The organism is Floridaenema aerugineum BLCC-F46 (assembly GCF_041929345.1).
Taxonomy (GTDB): Bacteria; Cyanobacteriota; Cyanobacteriia; order Cyanobacteriales; family Aerosakkonemataceae; genus Floridanema; species Floridanema aerugineum.
The window spans coordinates 1-16,823 of the sequence record NZ_JBHFNQ010000167.1 but is presented as its reverse complement, the minus strand read 5'-3'; the positions used below and the strand labels follow the sequence as shown (position 1 = coordinate 16,823).

General features: G+C 39.8%; 13 protein-coding genes and 1 pseudogene. 12 read left to right on the top strand and 2 right to left on the bottom strand.

Annotation, left to right across the window (positions count from 1 at the left end; genetic code table 11):
- Window positions 1-215 precede the first annotated feature (215 nt).
- From ftsH to ACE1CC_RS21550, 4 genes are all read left to right on the top strand, one after another.
- On the top strand, window positions 216-2,033 hold the full coding sequence (ftsH, locus tag ACE1CC_RS21565; RefSeq protein WP_413272494.1) for an ATP-dependent zinc metalloprotease FtsH: 1,818 nt from the start codon (window positions 216-218) through the stop codon (window positions 2,031-2,033).
- Between the two features lie 224 nt (window positions 2,034-2,257).
- Window positions 2,258-2,485 carry a hypothetical protein gene (locus tag ACE1CC_RS21560; protein WP_413272493.1) on the top strand — a complete coding sequence of 76 codons (228 nt, stop codon included), beginning with the start codon at window positions 2,258-2,260 and terminating at the stop codon, window positions 2,483-2,485.
- Window positions 2,486-2,591: 106 nt separating this feature from the next.
- Window positions 2,592-3,047, top strand: a complete 456-nt coding sequence (locus ACE1CC_RS21555) for an NADAR family protein (protein WP_413272492.1) — start codon at window positions 2,592-2,594, stop codon at window positions 3,045-3,047.
- Between the two features lie 45 nt (window positions 3,048-3,092).
- Window positions 3,093-3,569 carry a Rossmann-fold NAD(P)-binding domain-containing protein gene (locus tag ACE1CC_RS21550; protein WP_413272491.1) on the top strand — a complete coding sequence of 159 codons (477 nt, stop codon included), beginning with the start codon at window positions 3,093-3,095 and terminating at the stop codon, window positions 3,567-3,569.
- A 55-nt stretch (window positions 3,570-3,624) separates the two neighbouring features.
- On the opposite strand, the gene ACE1CC_RS21545 is transcribed toward ACE1CC_RS21550, so the two are convergent.
- Window positions 3,625-8,364, bottom strand: a complete 4,740-nt coding sequence (locus ACE1CC_RS21545) for a hypothetical protein (protein ID WP_413272490.1) — start codon at window positions 8,362-8,364, stop codon at window positions 3,625-3,627.
- A 13-nt stretch (window positions 8,365-8,377) separates the two neighbouring features.
- On the opposite strand from ACE1CC_RS21545, the gene ACE1CC_RS21540 reads away from it, so the two are divergent.
- Window positions 8,378-8,674 carry a hypothetical protein gene (locus ACE1CC_RS21540; protein ID WP_413272489.1) on the top strand — a complete coding sequence of 99 codons (297 nt, stop codon included), beginning with the start codon at window positions 8,378-8,380 and terminating at the stop codon, window positions 8,672-8,674.
- A 142-nt stretch (window positions 8,675-8,816) separates the two neighbouring features.
- Here the strand turns inward: ACE1CC_RS21540 and ACE1CC_RS21535 are convergent, their stop codons facing one another.
- The gene (locus tag ACE1CC_RS21535) at window positions 8,817-9,593 is read right to left on the bottom strand and encodes a hypothetical protein (protein WP_073595194.1); all 777 of its coding nucleotides are present in this window, start codon (window positions 9,591-9,593) and stop codon (window positions 8,817-8,819) included.
- 359 nt (window positions 9,594-9,952) lie between these two features.
- Between ACE1CC_RS21535 and ACE1CC_RS21530 the strand changes: the two genes are divergently transcribed.
- The 7 genes and pseudogenes from ACE1CC_RS21530 to ACE1CC_RS21500 all read left to right on the top strand — a co-directional run bounded on the left by ACE1CC_RS21530 (window position 9,953) and on the right by ACE1CC_RS21500 (window position 16,517).
- On the top strand, window positions 9,953-10,471 hold the full coding sequence (locus ACE1CC_RS21530) for a hypothetical protein (RefSeq protein ID WP_413272488.1): 519 nt from the start codon (window positions 9,953-9,955) through the stop codon (window positions 10,469-10,471).
- A 230-nt stretch (window positions 10,472-10,701) separates the two neighbouring features.
- Window positions 10,702-11,868, top strand: coding sequence for a hypothetical protein (locus ACE1CC_RS21525; protein ID WP_413272487.1), 1,167 nt, complete (start codon window positions 10,702-10,704; stop codon window positions 11,866-11,868).
- A gap of 87 nt (window positions 11,869-11,955) precedes the next feature.
- The gene (locus ACE1CC_RS21520) at window positions 11,956-13,206 is read left to right on the top strand and encodes a hypothetical protein (RefSeq protein ID WP_413272486.1); all 1,251 of its coding nucleotides are present in this window, start codon (window positions 11,956-11,958) and stop codon (window positions 13,204-13,206) included.
- A complete protein-coding gene (locus ACE1CC_RS21515; RefSeq protein WP_413272485.1) occupies window positions 13,203-14,204 on the top strand; it encodes a hypothetical protein in 1,002 nt (333 codons plus the stop codon). Before ACE1CC_RS21520 ends, ACE1CC_RS21515 begins: the two co-directional genes overlap by 4 nt.
- Before the next feature lie 239 nt (window positions 14,205-14,443).
- A pseudogene (locus ACE1CC_RS21510) lies at window positions 14,444-15,520 on the top strand (type IV secretory system conjugative DNA transfer family protein); the annotation flags it as partial.
- Between the two features lie 25 nt (window positions 15,521-15,545).
- Window positions 15,546-16,280, top strand: coding sequence for a hypothetical protein (locus tag ACE1CC_RS21505; protein ID WP_413272484.1), 735 nt, complete (start codon window positions 15,546-15,548; stop codon window positions 16,278-16,280).
- Window positions 16,281-16,301: 21 nt separating this feature from the next.
- Window positions 16,302-16,517 carry a hypothetical protein gene (locus ACE1CC_RS21500; protein ID WP_413272483.1) on the top strand — a complete coding sequence of 72 codons (216 nt, stop codon included), beginning with the start codon at window positions 16,302-16,304 and terminating at the stop codon, window positions 16,515-16,517.
- Window positions 16,518-16,823: the final 306 nt, after the last annotated feature.

The window sequence follows — 16,823 nt, the reverse complement described above, 5'->3', positions numbered from 1 at the left end:
ATAAATCTCTCTTGAACTCTTGGTTATAAAATTTACTTTATTAAATTATTGAAAACCAGAATCAGAAAGACGTAATAACCGTACTCATTAACCTATTCTTCGGAAAACACTAAAAAGGTTGGCGTATTCTCATCTGTCATTCTTAAAGCTATTACAGCAAAATCAATACTAGTAAGAAGTCTGGATGAGATGAATATTTCAATTTCCGGCTTCTGATGTTCCTTTCTCTGGAAATTGGTTCTATGAAGACGGAAAATCGTTCAGCAGCAACTTACAATACATTTATCGAACAGGTAGAATCCAACCAAGTTCAACGGATTATTATTAAACCCGAACTTCCTCAAGGAAGAACTGCTTCGCATCGCATTGAATACACTGTTAAATCTGGATTTGATACTCAACATTACTACACTTATTTCACTGGAAGTATAGAAGAACTGACTAATTTATTGCACAGTCATGGTGTAAATTTCAACATTCCTAAAAACTCCGAATCTGCCGCAGGTATCTTAGGTTTACTCCTTTCTACTGGAGTACTTATGGGACTTTTTGCATGGTTACTGAAATTCACCAACACAGGTGGTGGTAGCATCGGTGTGGGTATGGGTGTGGGTAAAAGTAACGCACGAGTCTACAATCGGGGCAAAACTGGAACCACTTTCGCTGATGTTGCAGGCGTAGATGAGGCGAAACAAGAACTGCAAGAAGTAGTTGATTTCCTGGCTAATGGGGAGAAATACCGCAAAATTGGCGCTAAAATTCCTAAAGGAGTCCTTTTAGTTGGCCCTCCGGGAACTGGGAAGACTTTGTTGGCGAAAGCTGTTGCAGGTGAAGCTGGTGTTCCTTTCTTAAATATGTCCGGTTCTGAGTTTGTGGAAGTCTTCGTCGGCGTGGGTGCTTCACGGGTGCGCGATTTGTTCAATAAAGCTAAAAGACAGGCTCCTTGTATTATCTTTATTGATGAATTGGATGCGATCGGCAAAACTCGCAGCGCCGGAATGCCCAATGGTGGTAATGATGAACGAGAACAGACTTTGAACCAATTACTGACGGAAATGGACGGTTTTAACGGAAATGATGGCGTTATCGTGATTGCAGCCACTAATCGTCCCGAAATCCTTGACCCAGCTTTACGTCGTCCCGGTCGTTTCGATCGTCAAGTGTTAGTCGATCGCCCTGATAAAAGCGGTAGATTGGAGATCTTAAAGGTTCATGCTCGTGCGATCGCTCTTGGTGAAGATGTTAATCTGGAGACGATCGCTGCTCAAACGGCTGGTTTTGTTGGTGCAGATTTAGCTAACTTGGTTAATGAAGCGGCTTTGATGGCTGCACGCAATAATCGCCAAGCGGTTTTGATGGCAGATTTCTTTGAAGCGATCGAACGAGTGATTGCTGGATTGGAAAAACGCTCTCGAATTCTTACCCCAACTGAGCGACAAACTGTAGCTTATCACGAAGTCGGTCATGCTTTGGTGGGCGCACTGATGCCTAGTGGTGATCAGGTGACGAAAATCTCGATCGTGCCTCGTGGTTTGGGGGCTTTGGGCTATACTTTGCAGATGCCCTCTGACGATCGCTTTTTGATGCTCGAAGATGAGTTGCGTGGGAAACTGGCGACTTTGTTGGGTGGGCGATCGGCTGAGGAGATTATTTTTGGTAAGGTTTCTACAGGTGCTAGTGATGATATCCAAAAGGCAACGGATCTAGCCGAACGTGCGGTGACGCAGTATGGTATGAGTAGTGTTCTAGGGCCGATTGCTTTTGAAAAGAATGCCGCGCAGTTTTTGGAAGGTGGTAGTTCTCGACGGGCGATTAGTGTAGAAGTGGCTACGGAGATTGATCGTCAGGTGAAACAAAGCATTGATAAAGCTCACGATCTAGCGCTAGAAATTCTGCAACTTAATCGTGCTTTGTTAGAGTATACTACTCAACTTTTGTTAGAAAAAGAAGTATTAGAGGGTGAAGAATTGCAAGGGATTTTAGAAAGAGTGAAAGCACCAGATGAATTGAATACCTGGTTGATGAAAGGTTAAGATTGTTCCTCATCAAGCAAGGATTTGTGGGGCGTATGACAATGCTCGCTACAAGTCCTTGTTTGCTAATGATGCACGACTTTTTTACAGAATAATTGTTAGTTGGAAAAAATTATTACATTTAATATCTAAGAACAAGTTTTAATCAAGTAACCGACTCCTGAGTAGAATCCGCACATTTGGCTCTGACGAGCTTTTAACCGTGATGAATTGGGGAAAATCCCATGCTTACTATCACGGTTTCTCACCATGCTGCTAACGTTGTTGGAATGCTTTCGCAACGTGCTATTAAAACTCTCAGACAAGCTGAATTTTGTATAGTCAAGCAAGAAGGCGATTATGGATTTACGGGCAGTTTAACGATTCCATTGTTACCTGAAGAAGGCTTGACTTGGCAAGGTGTGAAAAGCTGTTTAGAAAATTGTGGATATCAAGTGTTAATTGTTTGTTAGTTTTCACAAGTCTATCCTGGCATGGCGTAAGAGCCTGCCGGGATTATTTTTTTATTGGGCTGTCGCCCCTTCAAGAAGAATAGTTCGGTTAAGTAAAACTATGGCTATGACTGCCTGGATAAAAAACTGGTTTAGCAATATGGAAAGGTTAGAAAATCCTCTCATTGTTGATGGTATTAAATACCCAACAGTGGAAAACTTCTATGCCGCTGACAAAACTTTGTCCGTTCAGCAACAGCGTAAAATTGCCACACTTACACCATCAGTCGCTAAAAAATATGCTCGGACTTTGGGATTACCTTCTGATTGGGAAGAAGTTAAGTTTGCCATCATGCTTATTGGGTTAATGCAAAAGTTTTCCCCTGGCTCTAATTGGCACAAAGAATTGATGGAGACAACAGGCGAAGAGTTACTCGAATTAAATAACTGGCACGATACTGTTTGGGGCGTACCTGCTAACATTGTTCCTGATAATCAAGGAAGGGCTATTCCCACAGGTGAACATGGAAAAAACTGGTTAGGAAGATTACTAATGTTTATCCGTGATGAATCATTACTCTAGCAAACTATCACTCATAATTTAACCCAATTAGATCACCAAAAATACTTGAGAGAAACTCAAGAATGGTTATTGAGTCATCCTAATTTCCCTCCAGTACCTAATATGTCTAACTTGAAGGGAAAAGTCATCGATAATGCTACTCTACCTAGTCAACGATTGAAAGTAGTTATTAGTGGTTCTCGTACTGTGGCACAACTACCCACAGAAGCGATTAACCGGATTGAAAAAATTATGGAACTCGGCGCTAAAATTTTGATTGGCGATTGCTTTGGGGCAGATTATCTGGTGCAAAGTTTTCTCAAACAATCTGGGTATAGCCGAGTTACTGTTTACCACACAGGCACTTCACCTAGAAACAACTTTGGATTTGCTAATGTGAGGGTTAATGGTTCTTATACTGAGCGCGATCGGATGATGTGTTCTATTGCAGATTATGGTTTGGCTATTCTCAAGGATAACTCTCCTGGAACTCTCAAAAATATCCAAAGAATGCCTGGAAAAGTTAGAGTGATTCAACTTTAAAACATCACCAAACAATATTAGCCTAAGCAACAAGCTTACGGTTATTTTTTTGATTTTATCTGTCAATTTCTTGATTTTTAGCAGAGATTTTAGCCAAGTTCAATTGATTAATTCTGGCATCAACCATTGGCTTAACTTTAGAAACAAAGTGTTCCACTTCAACTGATTTAATTCCATGAGTCTGTATCTCCTCCAGACTCGACGCTATAGGCAATGGTGTATAGCTACCTCCCTCATATCTCACCCTCATTTTGGGAATCTTTGCTTCAGTGGAACCATTGTCATACAGTGTCAGTTCGGATTTGCCTCGATCCCAAACAGCTGTGTTAGATTTACCCACAGCGATCGCCCCCGTAGCAGTGGGTTTACCTTCCAAATAAAGGAAACTGTGGACAATAGGAGCGATCGCTTCTGTACGCTGTGCTTGTAACAACTGAGCTTGATTATACTCCTGTTGTAGAGCTACCGTTGGCGGTACAGGAACTACATTGCTTTGCAGAGCTTCTTTTATTACTTGCTGGTTATTCTGTGCTCCTGGGTATTGTTCTTCTTGTTGTGCAAGCGCAGACTTCATTAACTGCTCTTGGTTTGTTTGTGTATCTTGTACTTCCAACTCTACTGTTGAACTAGTAGCAGGAATAGACCACAATGTTTCGTGTAGCTTAGGCATTGATTCCAAGCGTTCCAAATAAGTATTCGGTTTTCCTGAAGCTTGAAGTAGTTCACCGCACCGTTCAATTAACTGTTGGTAAACTTCTGGTTTCACGGTTTCGGGTTTAATAAAAAAGACTTCATAACCCCGTTGAGTTTCTGACCAAACTAAAGCTTCGTCAGGCGCATGAAGCCATTCTACCCCCTGTGCAGAAAGCCAATTTGAAGTGTTATCACTCAATCGTTTATCTACTGACAATCCTAAAACAGGTTGTTCTAACAAACTTCCATTGGTGGAAAACCACTCATGGTCTTCTTTAGTAAACAACAACGTTGGTAATTGAGTTAATTTTGTGCGAAATCCACGAGAATTTTCGAGAAGTTCGGAAGAGATTTGTGATTTCTGTTCGGTTTGAATTAGCTTTGTCCAAGTCTCTGGGTATTCCACACTCTCTGGAGCAACAGTAATAGTTGCAGTGGTGGAATTACTTGTTAAGAAAGCATCTTGAAACGTCTGTCCCTCAACTAACAAACCAGCTTTTGAGAGAGCTTCTTTGCTTTCCTTTTGGGTCAGTATGCCCACAACTTTCCCATCTATTAGAATAGCAGGTTCAGGCGATCGTTCTTTAAACCCCACAGTCACCGTAGCTGTTTGATTATGGAATGAATTTGACCAGAAAGACTTTCCTAGTTTATTAATGCGAAAAGAATTACCGAGAGCAGTAGTAGCAATAACGTGCGAACCAAAGCCTTTTCCTCGACTATTCAGTGTGACATCAATAGTTTTTCCATCTACCAAACGACCCGCTTTTTCTAGGATATTGATGCTGGCTTTATCCAATTCACCCAACACTTGATTACCCACTTTAATTACTGGGATTGGTTCGGGTTTAACAAAACTAATTGTCACTGATGCTTGTTCACCCCGAAAAGCTCTTTGGGCAAAGCTATGCTGTTGAACTTTACCAATTTGAATTGCTGTGTTAATTCTCGGATGATTTAATTGAACTTGAATCGTGTGACCTGGGTCAGGATTAACAGTGGCTAGTGCTTTTGTTCCTATGGGTAAATGGGCACTTCTCGACTCTATGGGAGCAAATTCTTTTTCTTCAATAAACACTAAGGGACGATTGTAACGGGGATGTTCTGCTGGTAAATCCTGACGTACTTGGATTTGTACTGGTAACGAATCATCCTGGTTCCATTCTCTACCAAAATGTTGATTAGACTCGGCAGCATTAATTCCAGTGACGGTGAGTTTTGTAAATTGAAGTTGTTCTAATTGTTCAATTACTTGTTCGGGAAAAGCAGCAAAGGAGAAGTTGGATATTTTATATTCTTGACTAGAGTTGGTTTCTGATTGCTCTTTTGACTTTTCTTCAAAACCTCTGCTTGTCCCTAAATGCCAACAGGCAGATGCCATTGCCAGTTTTTGCTCTTCAGGAATACTACTGTTAAATTCGCTCAGGAAATCATAAGCGAATTTAAACATCAACTTTACCTGTCTTTGTGATAAAGGTGATGCTACTTCAACTTTTACATTGGGACTCAGTAACCCTTCACCTGACTGAATTTTTTTAAGAGCCGCTTCGTTCAAAGTTTCTTTGAGCATTTGCCGTGAATGTTCGCATAAGTTTCCTAATAATACAAATTTTGGACTGCCGTCTTTATTTTTTTCACCAACTACTTCTGCTACAACATTCCAAAGATGATGTTTATGACGATTTCTAGCTTGATTTTCAACTAACTTAATATTTAAATGCTCCCGTCGTTCTCCTATTTTTTTCAAATCTCCATTTTCTCCAAATAAGGCTGGGTGCTTGTACTGAGTTAAGTTGCTAACTTCTATTGCCATACCTTTTTGAGTAAGTACTTTTAAAACTGGCCCTTTTTCAGTTTTTAAACGTTGGTTTTGAATTGAAGCAGCGTTAAATAGTTCATCGAACTTGACTTTAGTAGCCTCAGCTTGTTTGAGTTGTTCTTCTGTATAACTGGGGGGAAATAGGTCGCGAAACTGCACTGTCGGACGTGATTCTAACGGATTGGCTTCATAGATTTCATTAACTTGTTGAATTATTAGTTCTCTTGGACTTAAACCATTAGTAGAGATTCCCGATTCTAAAAAAACGTCATGTTGTTTTTTGTCTTTAATGTATTCAACATTTCGATGCAGCAATCGAGAATTTTCTTTAACTACATCCAAGTCGGGAGCGCGGTTACTTTTGAAAATATCCACTGCTATCTGGTTTTGATATCCCGCTTCACTTACCATTTCGTGATACATTTGTCGATTCAGTAGCAGCGCTCTTTCAAGAAGTTCGGGAGTTAATTCTGTTTGATTAGCTATCTGAGCAAACTGAATAATATAGTCTCGATATTGAGGTTTTATTGGCAGAGAATTACGCCGATTATTTTCTTGGGCAATCAGTTGGTTGTAGTGGCTACCAACTGTTTTCACATAATCTATTTTTTGGGAGATATTTCCGTATTGTTGTAGTAAGTCTATTTCTGATTCTAAAGCTTCTATGGCTGTGGCATGGTTGTTAATTACGCCTACGGATATTCCATCTGACATGAAGATAGCTATTTCTTCAAATGGTTTATCTGGAGGAAATGATGCTTTTTCTTCTTTTTTGATGGGTGAGTAGGCATTTTCTGGCAGATTTCGTTTTCTCACTTCTTGTGTGAAGTTTGGATATTTACTGGCTATTTCTGTACCAATTGTGTCACCATCAAAGTCTCTTCCTTGACGTTCTGATTCGGTTTCTGCTGGCAAAATTTCATCAGTTTCAATACCTTGCGAACGTAAGGCTTCTATTCTTTGGGCAATCCGTTCTCTGGTTTCGTCATTGACTACTACCACTCCTATAAGAGGTTTTCCATTCGGGTCTAGTGCGTCGGCGACGTATTTATTTTTGTTAATGCACATCCCGTTGGAATTGAGATAGGGTGAGCGAAAGTTTAAGATTTCTTCACCTTCGGGAAATCTCATATCGCAGATTTCGCCACTGATTAATTCTTTACTCGGTATGAGCATGGCGCGATTGAATTTTAGGCTTTTTCCTAAAGCTAAATCTCGCCATTGATTTTGCATGAATCGTTCTAGTTCGTCTACTACTTTTTGGGATGATAGTAATTGACAGTGACCTTCTAGGTCGGCTTTAATTAGACGATACATCATTGGGTCTTGTTGTTCGGCTGTTTCTGATTCTGAAGTGTCGTTTTCTTCTCCGTTTTCTTCAATTTTCAGTTGTCTGGTTTTTTGGAATTTTTCGTAGGCTTCGCAGTAGCGTTGTGCTACTTTTCTGGGATCTTTTTGTATGTTCGCTAGTAATAGTGCTTCTGTTTCGATTTGACGCAGAAAGTCTTTTATACCAAATGGCGCACAATCCAGTGTTTGGGAAATTGCTACTAAGGAAGACTGGGAACGGTCTTTTTCACCTATGAATATCATTTGGTTGCTGTATAGTCCAGGTCTAATTGGGTGATTTTTTTTGTCTCCTCCTTTGAATGATGATGTGGGTATAATTAGATCTATTTTGCTGTTGATTTCTGGTTTAATTGGTAATGAGTTCAGGTTTAATGGTGCTACTGTTCCTTTGCCAAACCGACCAGATAATTCTCCTTCTAAACATCCTAGTCGATGTTGAATTACATTCGATACTGTTTCACTCAGTTCTGTTGCTAGTTCTGGTGAGATTTTCCCATGACAGTCTCCTACTAATCGCCATGCGTAGTCGTTAGGAAGTATCTCTCCGTTTTCCCCTGTTATATCGTCTACAATTAATATATTCACCCGCTGGTTTACAGCATTTTGGCAAGCGCCGATAAAGATGCTACCATAAGCACCCCGGTCTTTTCTGTCTGGACAAATGGCTTCTATTTTTTCTAAATATTTTGCAGGTCCATAAACTAATCGACCACCGCTAGATAGTAGCAAAATGTGGTTTTCTGGATGATTATATAAGTCTTCGGGCGCACTGTTTTCATCTATATGACCGAAGGAGAAGTCGTTTGTTGCTTCTGGAAAAAATGCTTCTAGTAGGGTATTTTCCAGTTCTTCTGTTAAAATCCCACTGGGGTCTGATGGATTTTCTATCCATTGGTTTAATCTGGTATCGAAGTGTTTAAATACTAGTGTCACGGCGGTAAATATTATGATGAATTCTGATTTTTTGTCCCCGTTTGAGCGGGAGTTTGCTTTGGATGCAAATCTCGATGAGGATTATGTTGAGGGTTTGGTTATTCAGGGTTATTCTTATGACCAAATCCTTAGACAAGCCGAAGCTCTCCGTAATCGCACTCCCTTGGATGAGTTGCCTTTAGATATGGATGCTGAAGATTATTACGACTATCTCACTGGTGGTTATGATTCCTTGGAAAATGATGAGGAAATGGAACCAGAATTAGTTGAATATGTCTATCTCGACCCCAATGCTCCAGATGATTTTTAAGTTTGAAAGCGGCCTGTAAAGGTCGCTTTATTTTTAATCTTTTACTACAGAAATGGCTCTGGCAAATCATTAGTATCAGCAACAACGCTATGCGCTCATTGCAGAATCAATACCAAAGCCATATCTGTATGGGAAAATAGCATCAAATAATGAGATCGGCAAACGAAGCTACCTCGGGTGCAGCAAGTTTGATGATCTGTCCTTCTTTATAAGGAACTCTATCAATTATTTGAAACTCGCAAGGGCAACCTCTTTGTTCTACTAAAGTATCTAAATCGCTGTTACCATAAACCTCAAATTCCTCTCCATTTGGATCTTGAATTAAGTAACGCCACCGCAGTCGCTCAAAAGTAGTACTTTTCCCTGTTTTCTTCAATACTTTGTAAATCAAACTATCCTCTAAATCGCGCAAAGGAACAGTAGGATGTGGCACCGATGCTAACAATTTAGGAATAGGCGCACCTACCCCTTTTTTAATCCCTATTTTCCGTTCTTTTTCCGGTAAACGCAAATCTTCGTTATAAGCAGATGAACGAGATAAATCAATCCGCAACTCAATATCTCCGATGAGAATATCCTGATACCCTTCATAGCCAGTTTCGTATTTGATGAATTTAAAACCTTCGATTGCTTGAAATTGAGTATCAAAAATCCCAGCCTTACTGTCATCATCGAGGTAGACAGTTAAAGTATTGCTGTAATATCTCTGTTCCCCTTCTTCAGTAGTCGCTCCATTAATGCGAATTAAGGCACATTCATCCGGTAAAATTGACAAGCTTGTTTCGATCGCCTTCAACTGAGCAACGGTAATATATACCGCTTCACCAGTTAAATCTATCTTACTTGTTACATGCTGATTTCGCTTAAATTGTTCGGCAATTTGCTGCAAATTAATTGACTTTTTGGACGAACTAATCATTGTGACTCCTTTAGATGCGAGCAGTTAGGTTTTTACCTAATCAGCTAATAGTGCATTCGAGTTACTGGAAAAACTGCTTTCTTTATCCCAATATTCGCGCCATACCTACAGGTGAGCATCTAACTGAAGAAAGTAACTTTAGCTAGTAGGAAAAGTGCCGATTTAATAGTCAAGGTAGAGTTCATCTCTATCTTTTGTTAGAAACGCTAACACTTATACTTTAATTAAGTTACTTACCAAAGGAACAAGGTTTTTTTTGGTGAACATGGCATAAATAAAAGAGTGAAATTGTATTCAATGCTGTTACAAACACTATGCCTCGCAGGTCAAGCTCAAAAAATAAGGCGGAGAGCAAAACAATGTCGGAAATTCAACTTGGCGATCGCATCAATAACCAAGCAAGTTTAGAAGCTCATACTAATCAGCCGGAAGTTGTCGCACCCGCAGTAGGAAAAGAAAAAATTGTCGTACATATCAGCGGTGGTGAGATTGGTGGAATCGGAAAATCAACGGTAGGAAAAACCATCGTTTATTACTATCAAAAGAAAGAACAACAAGTGATTGTGGTGGATTGCGATCGCACCAATCCCGATGTATGGAATATGTACCAAAAAAATGAAGTAGAAGCAGCGCACCGCTTAGAATTAAGCGATAATACCGATCGCGAAGATGCAGCAGATGAAATTTTGAACTGGGCAGCTGCTAAACAATTACCAGTTTTAGTTAATCTGCCTGCTCAAGCAGATACAAATATCCGTGCTTGGCTCGATCGTACTGTTTTACCGCTCATACAACTACCTGAAGAAGAAAAGGATGTGGAAATTCAAATCAACTATTGGTTTGTCACAAATGGATTTAAAGAAAGTTGTGAAAAGTAGAGCCTGATACATTTTTGCTGGACAATGAAGGCTGAAAACCTTGATGCAGCTAGATAATAAGCTTAAGTTATCACCACAAGTACGGAAGAGCCCAGTTAAATAAAATTATCTTATCACCATAAATTCCGGAAAAGCCGCGTTTGCTTTGGAATTAACTAGGAAGAGAAACGCTATACACCTTAAAAAAATTAGCCAGTTAATGAACGTTAACTTCAACTTTGGAGATAGAAATGAAGACTTACAAAATTATCACATTGGGAGCATCGGGAGCAGGCAAAACTGTATTTATGGCAAGTATGTTTAAGGCTCTATCAATTCAAGGAACTCATGGTTTTTACCTTGAAGTTGAGGATCACAATAAGCGAAAGCTATTGAACTCCATATACACGCAGGTCATCAAAGGTGATAGCTGGCCTCAAGGAACAAAATACAGTGAAGTCTCTGAGTGGACTTTTACCTGCCGTGTTAAAACGCCTTCTCTTGATGACTACCCTGCTTGCCAGTTTACCTACTTTGACTATGCCGGAGGCCGTCTTACCGATGTGGATGAAGATGAAGAGTTTGAAGGTTTAGTTAAGCAGGCTGATGCAATTTTAGGTCTTCTTGACGGTCAAAAGATTCATGCTTGGATGACTGGTAGCAACGAATTAGCAGCAGATTCTTTTTTAAATAAGGATTTACCAAGCATTCTTAAATTGATGCTTAGTTGTAAAGTGCCAATTCATTTTGCCCTCAGCAAATGGGATTTACTTGAAAATGAATTTTCACTCAACCAAGTGCTCGATCGCCTTTGCGAAATTCCTAAATTTGAACAGCTAGTTAGAGACCGAAATAAGGCTGGCTCTCCAGTTCGACTCATCCCAGTTAGTTCGGTTGGATTGAGTTTTGTAACTCCTGCACCTGATGGAAGTATGAAAAAAATCTCTGGTGCAATCCCACGTCCTTTTCAAGTCGAAGTACCCCTCGCCTGCGTTTTGCCAGATCACTTAACAGCTTGGCTTAATCAAGTTTCCCAGAAACGAGAACAACTTGAAACAAAAGATAAAGATCCAAAGCAACCGAATATCATTACCATGTTGTTGAACTGGGCCGAACCTGTGATTAATACTGCTACCGAAATAGGCACAAAAAATTTAAACCTAGAAGGCGAGTCATCAGATCCAGACACTCTTAACGAAACCATTGCTAAAAAATTAGTCAGTAATTTGATTAAATTTGCATTCCAAAACATCAAAAAAGCAGCCGACGAAAGGGCAAAGCTCACTCGGGAACAAATCAACGAATCTCTTAAAAATGTTAAAGATGAAGAGACCGCTTTGACTCATGCAATCGAAAACTTCCTGTACATTCAACATACACTTTCTCAAACATATCCTCAATCAGAAATAATTTTGTGAGCCACAAAGGTAAATAGTTTAAGAATTGATTAGTGGCTGTTTTACGTTCGTTGCTTCATCTGCATTCACTTTTTCAAGAGCTTCATTATGAACAACTACACCATAATTACTCTCGGTCCATCAGGAGCAGGTAAAACTGTATTTCTAGCAAGCTTATTCAAGCTGCTTTCAATCCAAGGAGAACATGGATTTTTCTTAGAAGTCGAAGATGCTAGAAAACAGAAACTTCTTAATAAGATATATTCGGAGGTTATCAGTAAGGAGACATGGCCTAGAGGGACAAGAGGTGAAATAACTAAGTGGACTTTCACTTGCTGTGTAAAAACTCCAGACCTCTCTAAGCATCCAGCTTGTCAGTTTACTTATTTTGATTATGCAGGTGGTCTACTCACAGATACAGAAGCTGAAGAAGAGGATGACAACTGTTTTGATTTTCGACAAGAGATCAAAAAGGCTGATGCAGTTTTGGCAATTATAGACGGTCTAAAAGCTTTTTCATTTATGCAGGATAGCGCTCTTGCAAACTCTGATGTCTTAGTTTGGTTACAAAGAGATTTAACCAACCTAATGCAACTGGTAGATAAATGTGAAAGGCATACTCCAGTTCACTTCATTATTAGTAAGTGGGATTTGCTTGAAAGTAGTTACTCGCTTTTACAAGTGCGGAATCGGCTGCTAGAAAAAGTCCCGGAATTTAAGAATGTAGTTCACAGTAGAAATAAAGCAGGTTGTCCAATACGTCTGATTCCCGTAAGTTCTGTAGGAATGGGTTTTGCAACCCTCCAACCTGACGGGCAAATGAAAAAGAAACCGGGCGCAATTCCGCGTCCTTTCCAGGTGGAAGTCCCTCTAGCCTGTGTTTTTATAGATGGGTTACAAAAGGAGATTAGTAAGCAGATTGAGAAGTTAAAATTAGAACAAAAAGTAATTCTTGAACAACCCACCAATGTTAAAGCTAATTTTGACCTTTTAGACCAAGTAAATCGGGGATGGTTAAAAATCGTTAATGTTATTGCCCTCTCTAAACTAGGAATTCGCCCATTTCTGCCGGATAAGTACAAAATCAACAACGAAACCTTACAAAAACTACTTGATTTGGCAGAACAAAGTGTGCGAGTTATAGAGAAAAAAGCCCAGATGACGCAAGATGAAATAGCTAGAAAAGAAGCACTAGCAGCACAAGAAACTGAAAGATTACGGCGTTTACAGGCTGAGTCTTTGAAAAAAGTGAATGATGAGGAAACTGCGCTCAATCATGCAGTTAATAGTTTTCTAAATATTCACCAAAAGCTGGTTAAAGATTTTCCCGCATCTGATTTAAGAGGAGCAGGAGTATGAGTATTAAAGTTTGGCCTTTTCTAGTAAGCCGCAACCGAATGCTTGACTACAGGACTGTGGTAGCCCCTGATTTCATTTGTAATGCTGGTATTGCCAAGTTACTTGCTAGAGTGGCAGAGGACAATTTAACTGAGCGAGGATATGCAATTCGCCGGAGAATTGAAGGGTCTGATGCTGGAGATTTCACTATTGTGTTTCGAGTAATTTATGCCAGAGAAAAGGACATTAACCCAAATGGCGGAAATGAAGTGCTTAAAGACTCATTTGGTAGAGAGATAGATCTACTGGAAGGTGTAGTTTTCAAAGAAGTAGGCGAAATTGATGTAAAAGAGGTGGATCTTGACAAAGCTCATAAGCTACTAACAAAATCTTTCAAAGATTTTTGGGGTTGGAAAGAGCCTCATTCAGCCATTCCCTCTGAGGCTTTCTCTTTGGAATTAAATACATCCAGTCGTTCTCTAAAAATCGAAGACTTGTCGCCATTTCACGTCAATTCTAAAATTATAGGACGACCTCGTTATTCCCCGAGAATTAGTTTAGTAAAAATTCTAGTTTTTACAACTGTAGCCTTAATTCTTCTTTGGTTCTTGCTTTCAACATTTAATAGCGGCAATGTAATCTCTTCTGGACTAAATCCAAAAGTAAATAGTGGTAATGTGGTTGCGTACACAACTTTTGAAAAAAAAATCGAGTTTCCAAATCAAAAGGCACAGGGCTCTCTCTCAGATTTGCCATCACAATTTCCTAATTCAGCGATATTTCTGAGTGGGAATTTAAATGTCAAATCCCAAAAAGAGATAGAGATAAAAGGGCTTTCTTCTAATAAAAAACAAACCATTAGCTTATCTGGGAAGACATTGAAAATGAAATATCAACCGTTTAATCGGGCGATTGCTAAACTTCTTGAGGAACAAGCCAGTGATGGCACTGTTACAGCAACCATCATTCAACCCGATCCTAATGGAATTCCTCCTCGCCTGTGTTTTGATTGGAGTTAACTTACAGCGTTTTTCTTAGTTTTCAAAGAGGCTAAAACTCAGTTGCATAATGAATCTCAGATTTATTCATTTTTGATTCTGACTGCAACTGGGTTTTAACCTCATTTACCTCAATTAAAAATAATTTATTTAGACAAAGAAATCAGAAATAAAATTGAACATATAATTCGTTTATTAGGAATATTTTTATTTATTGTAATTTAGAAAAAAGGGCGGTTATACACCTCCCAAAGTATGAATCTTATTTCGATATTGGAAAAGAGTCTTCAAATTTATTTGAATTACCGGATTTAAGCACTCTATCGCCACAACTTCAGAAAGAGCGATTTGAAGATTATAAGGACTTTTTAACTTCCGCATTGATGGCAATGGTAATAGGTGGAAAACGCACTAGTGGCATGAGAGATACTGCCATTCTGGACACTGTGCGATCGATTTTGACTTTAGCTTTGGATGCTTTCTTTAGCGACTGGCAAATTCGCGATCGCTACGCCACCGCATTCACTCACGGTTTTGGCTCGGAAGAATGGCAACAGATGCCGACTTTAAACGATTTTCTGAGCTACTGTTCTACCGAACGGCTGCGCTTGGATTCACTGGCTGGCGATATTCCAGCGGCGCTGCAATTAATCAAACTGCGCTTGCGGTTTTGGCTGACTTCGCGGGTTGGTAAAGCGATCGCGCTTCCTTCGACTTTTAGAAGTAATGCAAGGTTGCTTGTTTTCGCCCTGAGAAACCTTTCCAACGATGAAGATGCTGCCATCCTTTCTTTAAGTGCTTACTCGGCAGCTTTACGACGTGCTTTAGCATCAACAGCGAGTATTTTCTTCATTGATGAATCGCCAATTTTGTTTGAATATGATAGCATCGCCGCTTTAGTTGGAAGGCTGTGCGCCAACGGAGCTAAATCGGGTATTCGTGTTATTTTATCTGCACAAGATCCTGATACGATCGCTACTTCTCCCAGTGGTGCAAAAATATTTCAAAACTTGTCCACTCGACTAATTGGAAGAATTCAACCAACAGCAGCAGATAGCTTTGTAAATATTCTCAAATATCCACCTGAAATTATTTACAAAAATTCTACTGAAAGCTTTTTCCCGCGCCGAAGCGGAATGTATTCACAATGGTTGTTAGATGATAACGGCATTTACACATACTGCCGCTATTATCCATCTGCTGAGTTATTAGCAGCAGTTGCTAACAATCCTGAAGAACAGGCGGCGCGTGCGATCGCTTTCCAAAAACATAGCGATAAATTTATCGCCATCAAAGAGTTTAGCAAACAACTTATCACTTTAAGTAAGAGTGCTTGAAATTGAAAATCAAGAAGGAGTCAATATGAAACTCAACAAACACTCCAAAAAATCCGCTATCATTTCAGGTTTAGCTGTGATGCTTTTGATTACTTCTGCTGCTCCTAGTCGTGCTGTTACTACACCGATGGGTGGGGGAGACTTTTTTAATGGTTTGTTAAACCAGTTTCTTCAGTATTTTGAAGAAGCTCAACGGTATATTAGCCAAGTCATAAATGACAAAATTCAACCCTTAGAAGACTCTATTAATGCCGATTTGCAAAATGCACTTGGGCAAGCTAAAGGCGTTTTAGGAATACCCGATCCTATAGCAACTCGAAAAACTGTGGAAGAAACTTTATCAAATTCTGCTGAACCGATTAATTCTCAAGAAAGAGCAACCAACGAGATCGATCGCCAAATTACCAGAGCAACTGCATCTGCAACACTCAGCCAAGAAGGACAGCAGCGAACTCAAGAACAACTGCAAATTACCAAACAAGCAGTAGAAACGGTGCAGCAGCAAGCACAAATCGCTCAATCAGATGTTGTTACCCAAAATGTAATGAAACGGATAGCTGCCCAAAATGCAGAAATCAGCGGTGTTCTTGGTTCTATGCGGCAGGATATGGCACAAGATGCCCAACGTCAAGAACTAGCTAATGTCAACTTAACAAATATTTCTCGTGCTATCGACGGTCAAAATCAAGCCGCAGATAGCGATCGCGTTAGCACAGGTTTTGGCAACTTACGTATTTTTTCACGAGCCAGATTGTTCTAACTTGTTTTAGGTGGACTCAAGATGGAAATGTTATCCCAAAGTTTTTTATGGAAAAAGTCGCTATTATTTGGGGCTGTGCAAGATCAAGCTTCTCAAATTATCAATCAGTCTGCACAAGGTTCTCAATTTATCAGCGAATCGCTCGATCGACTTTGGGATGACGTACTCGGTGGTGGCTTATACACCGCCCTCGCCAATCTCGGTATTTTGCTCGCCTTTGGTACTTTACTTCAGTAGACCGAAAATTTTTTCAGAAGCCATGCTGCATCAGCAATTCAGTCTTATAGCTCTAATTGACCAAACCCAGAAGTAATACAGTATTTGAATAGTTCGGTCATCCCTACTCTAAGGTAGCAAAAACCCGATTGCCTATCAATTGTTGAGATTGTTAGATTAAATTTGCTGACGGGGTGACAACTATGGCTAAAAGGTAGACCGGATAAGCATCTCGGCTCTTCGACCTCGCTGATAATAAGGTCGTTTATGTGGACTTAATGACATTAATTGAGCAGTTTGTTCATTCAATAAAGTCAAAGATTCCAC

What these genes read in the sequence shown, in the direction of transcription:
- ftsH (WP_413272494.1), top strand. Translation starts at nt 216, where the DNA reads ATGTTCCTTTCTCTGGAAATTGGTTCTATGAAGACGGAAAATCGTTCA.
- ACE1CC_RS21560 (WP_413272493.1), top strand. Translation starts at nt 2,258, where the DNA reads ATGCTTACTATCACGGTTTCTCACCATGCTGCTAACGTTGTTGGAATG.
- ACE1CC_RS21555 (WP_413272492.1), top strand. Translation starts at nt 2,592, where the DNA reads ATGACTGCCTGGATAAAAAACTGGTTTAGCAATATGGAAAGGTTAGAA.
- ACE1CC_RS21540 (WP_413272489.1), top strand. Translation starts at nt 8,378, where the DNA reads ATGATGAATTCTGATTTTTTGTCCCCGTTTGAGCGGGAGTTTGCTTTG.
- ACE1CC_RS21535 (WP_073595194.1), bottom strand. Translation starts at nt 9,593, where the DNA reads ATGATTAGTTCGTCCAAAAAGTCAATTAATTTGCAGCAAATTGCCGAA.
- ACE1CC_RS21530 (WP_413272488.1), top strand. Translation starts at nt 9,953, where the DNA reads ATGTCGGAAATTCAACTTGGCGATCGCATCAATAACCAAGCAAGTTTA.
- ACE1CC_RS21525 (WP_413272487.1), top strand. Translation starts at nt 10,702, where the DNA reads ATGAAGACTTACAAAATTATCACATTGGGAGCATCGGGAGCAGGCAAA.
- ACE1CC_RS21520 (WP_413272486.1), top strand. Translation starts at nt 11,956, where the DNA reads ATGAACAACTACACCATAATTACTCTCGGTCCATCAGGAGCAGGTAAA.
- ACE1CC_RS21515 (WP_413272485.1), top strand. Translation starts at nt 13,203, where the DNA reads ATGAGTATTAAAGTTTGGCCTTTTCTAGTAAGCCGCAACCGAATGCTT.
- ACE1CC_RS21505 (WP_413272484.1), top strand. Translation starts at nt 15,546, where the DNA reads ATGAAACTCAACAAACACTCCAAAAAATCCGCTATCATTTCAGGTTTA.
- ACE1CC_RS21500 (WP_413272483.1), top strand. Translation starts at nt 16,302, where the DNA reads ATGGAAATGTTATCCCAAAGTTTTTTATGGAAAAAGTCGCTATTATTT.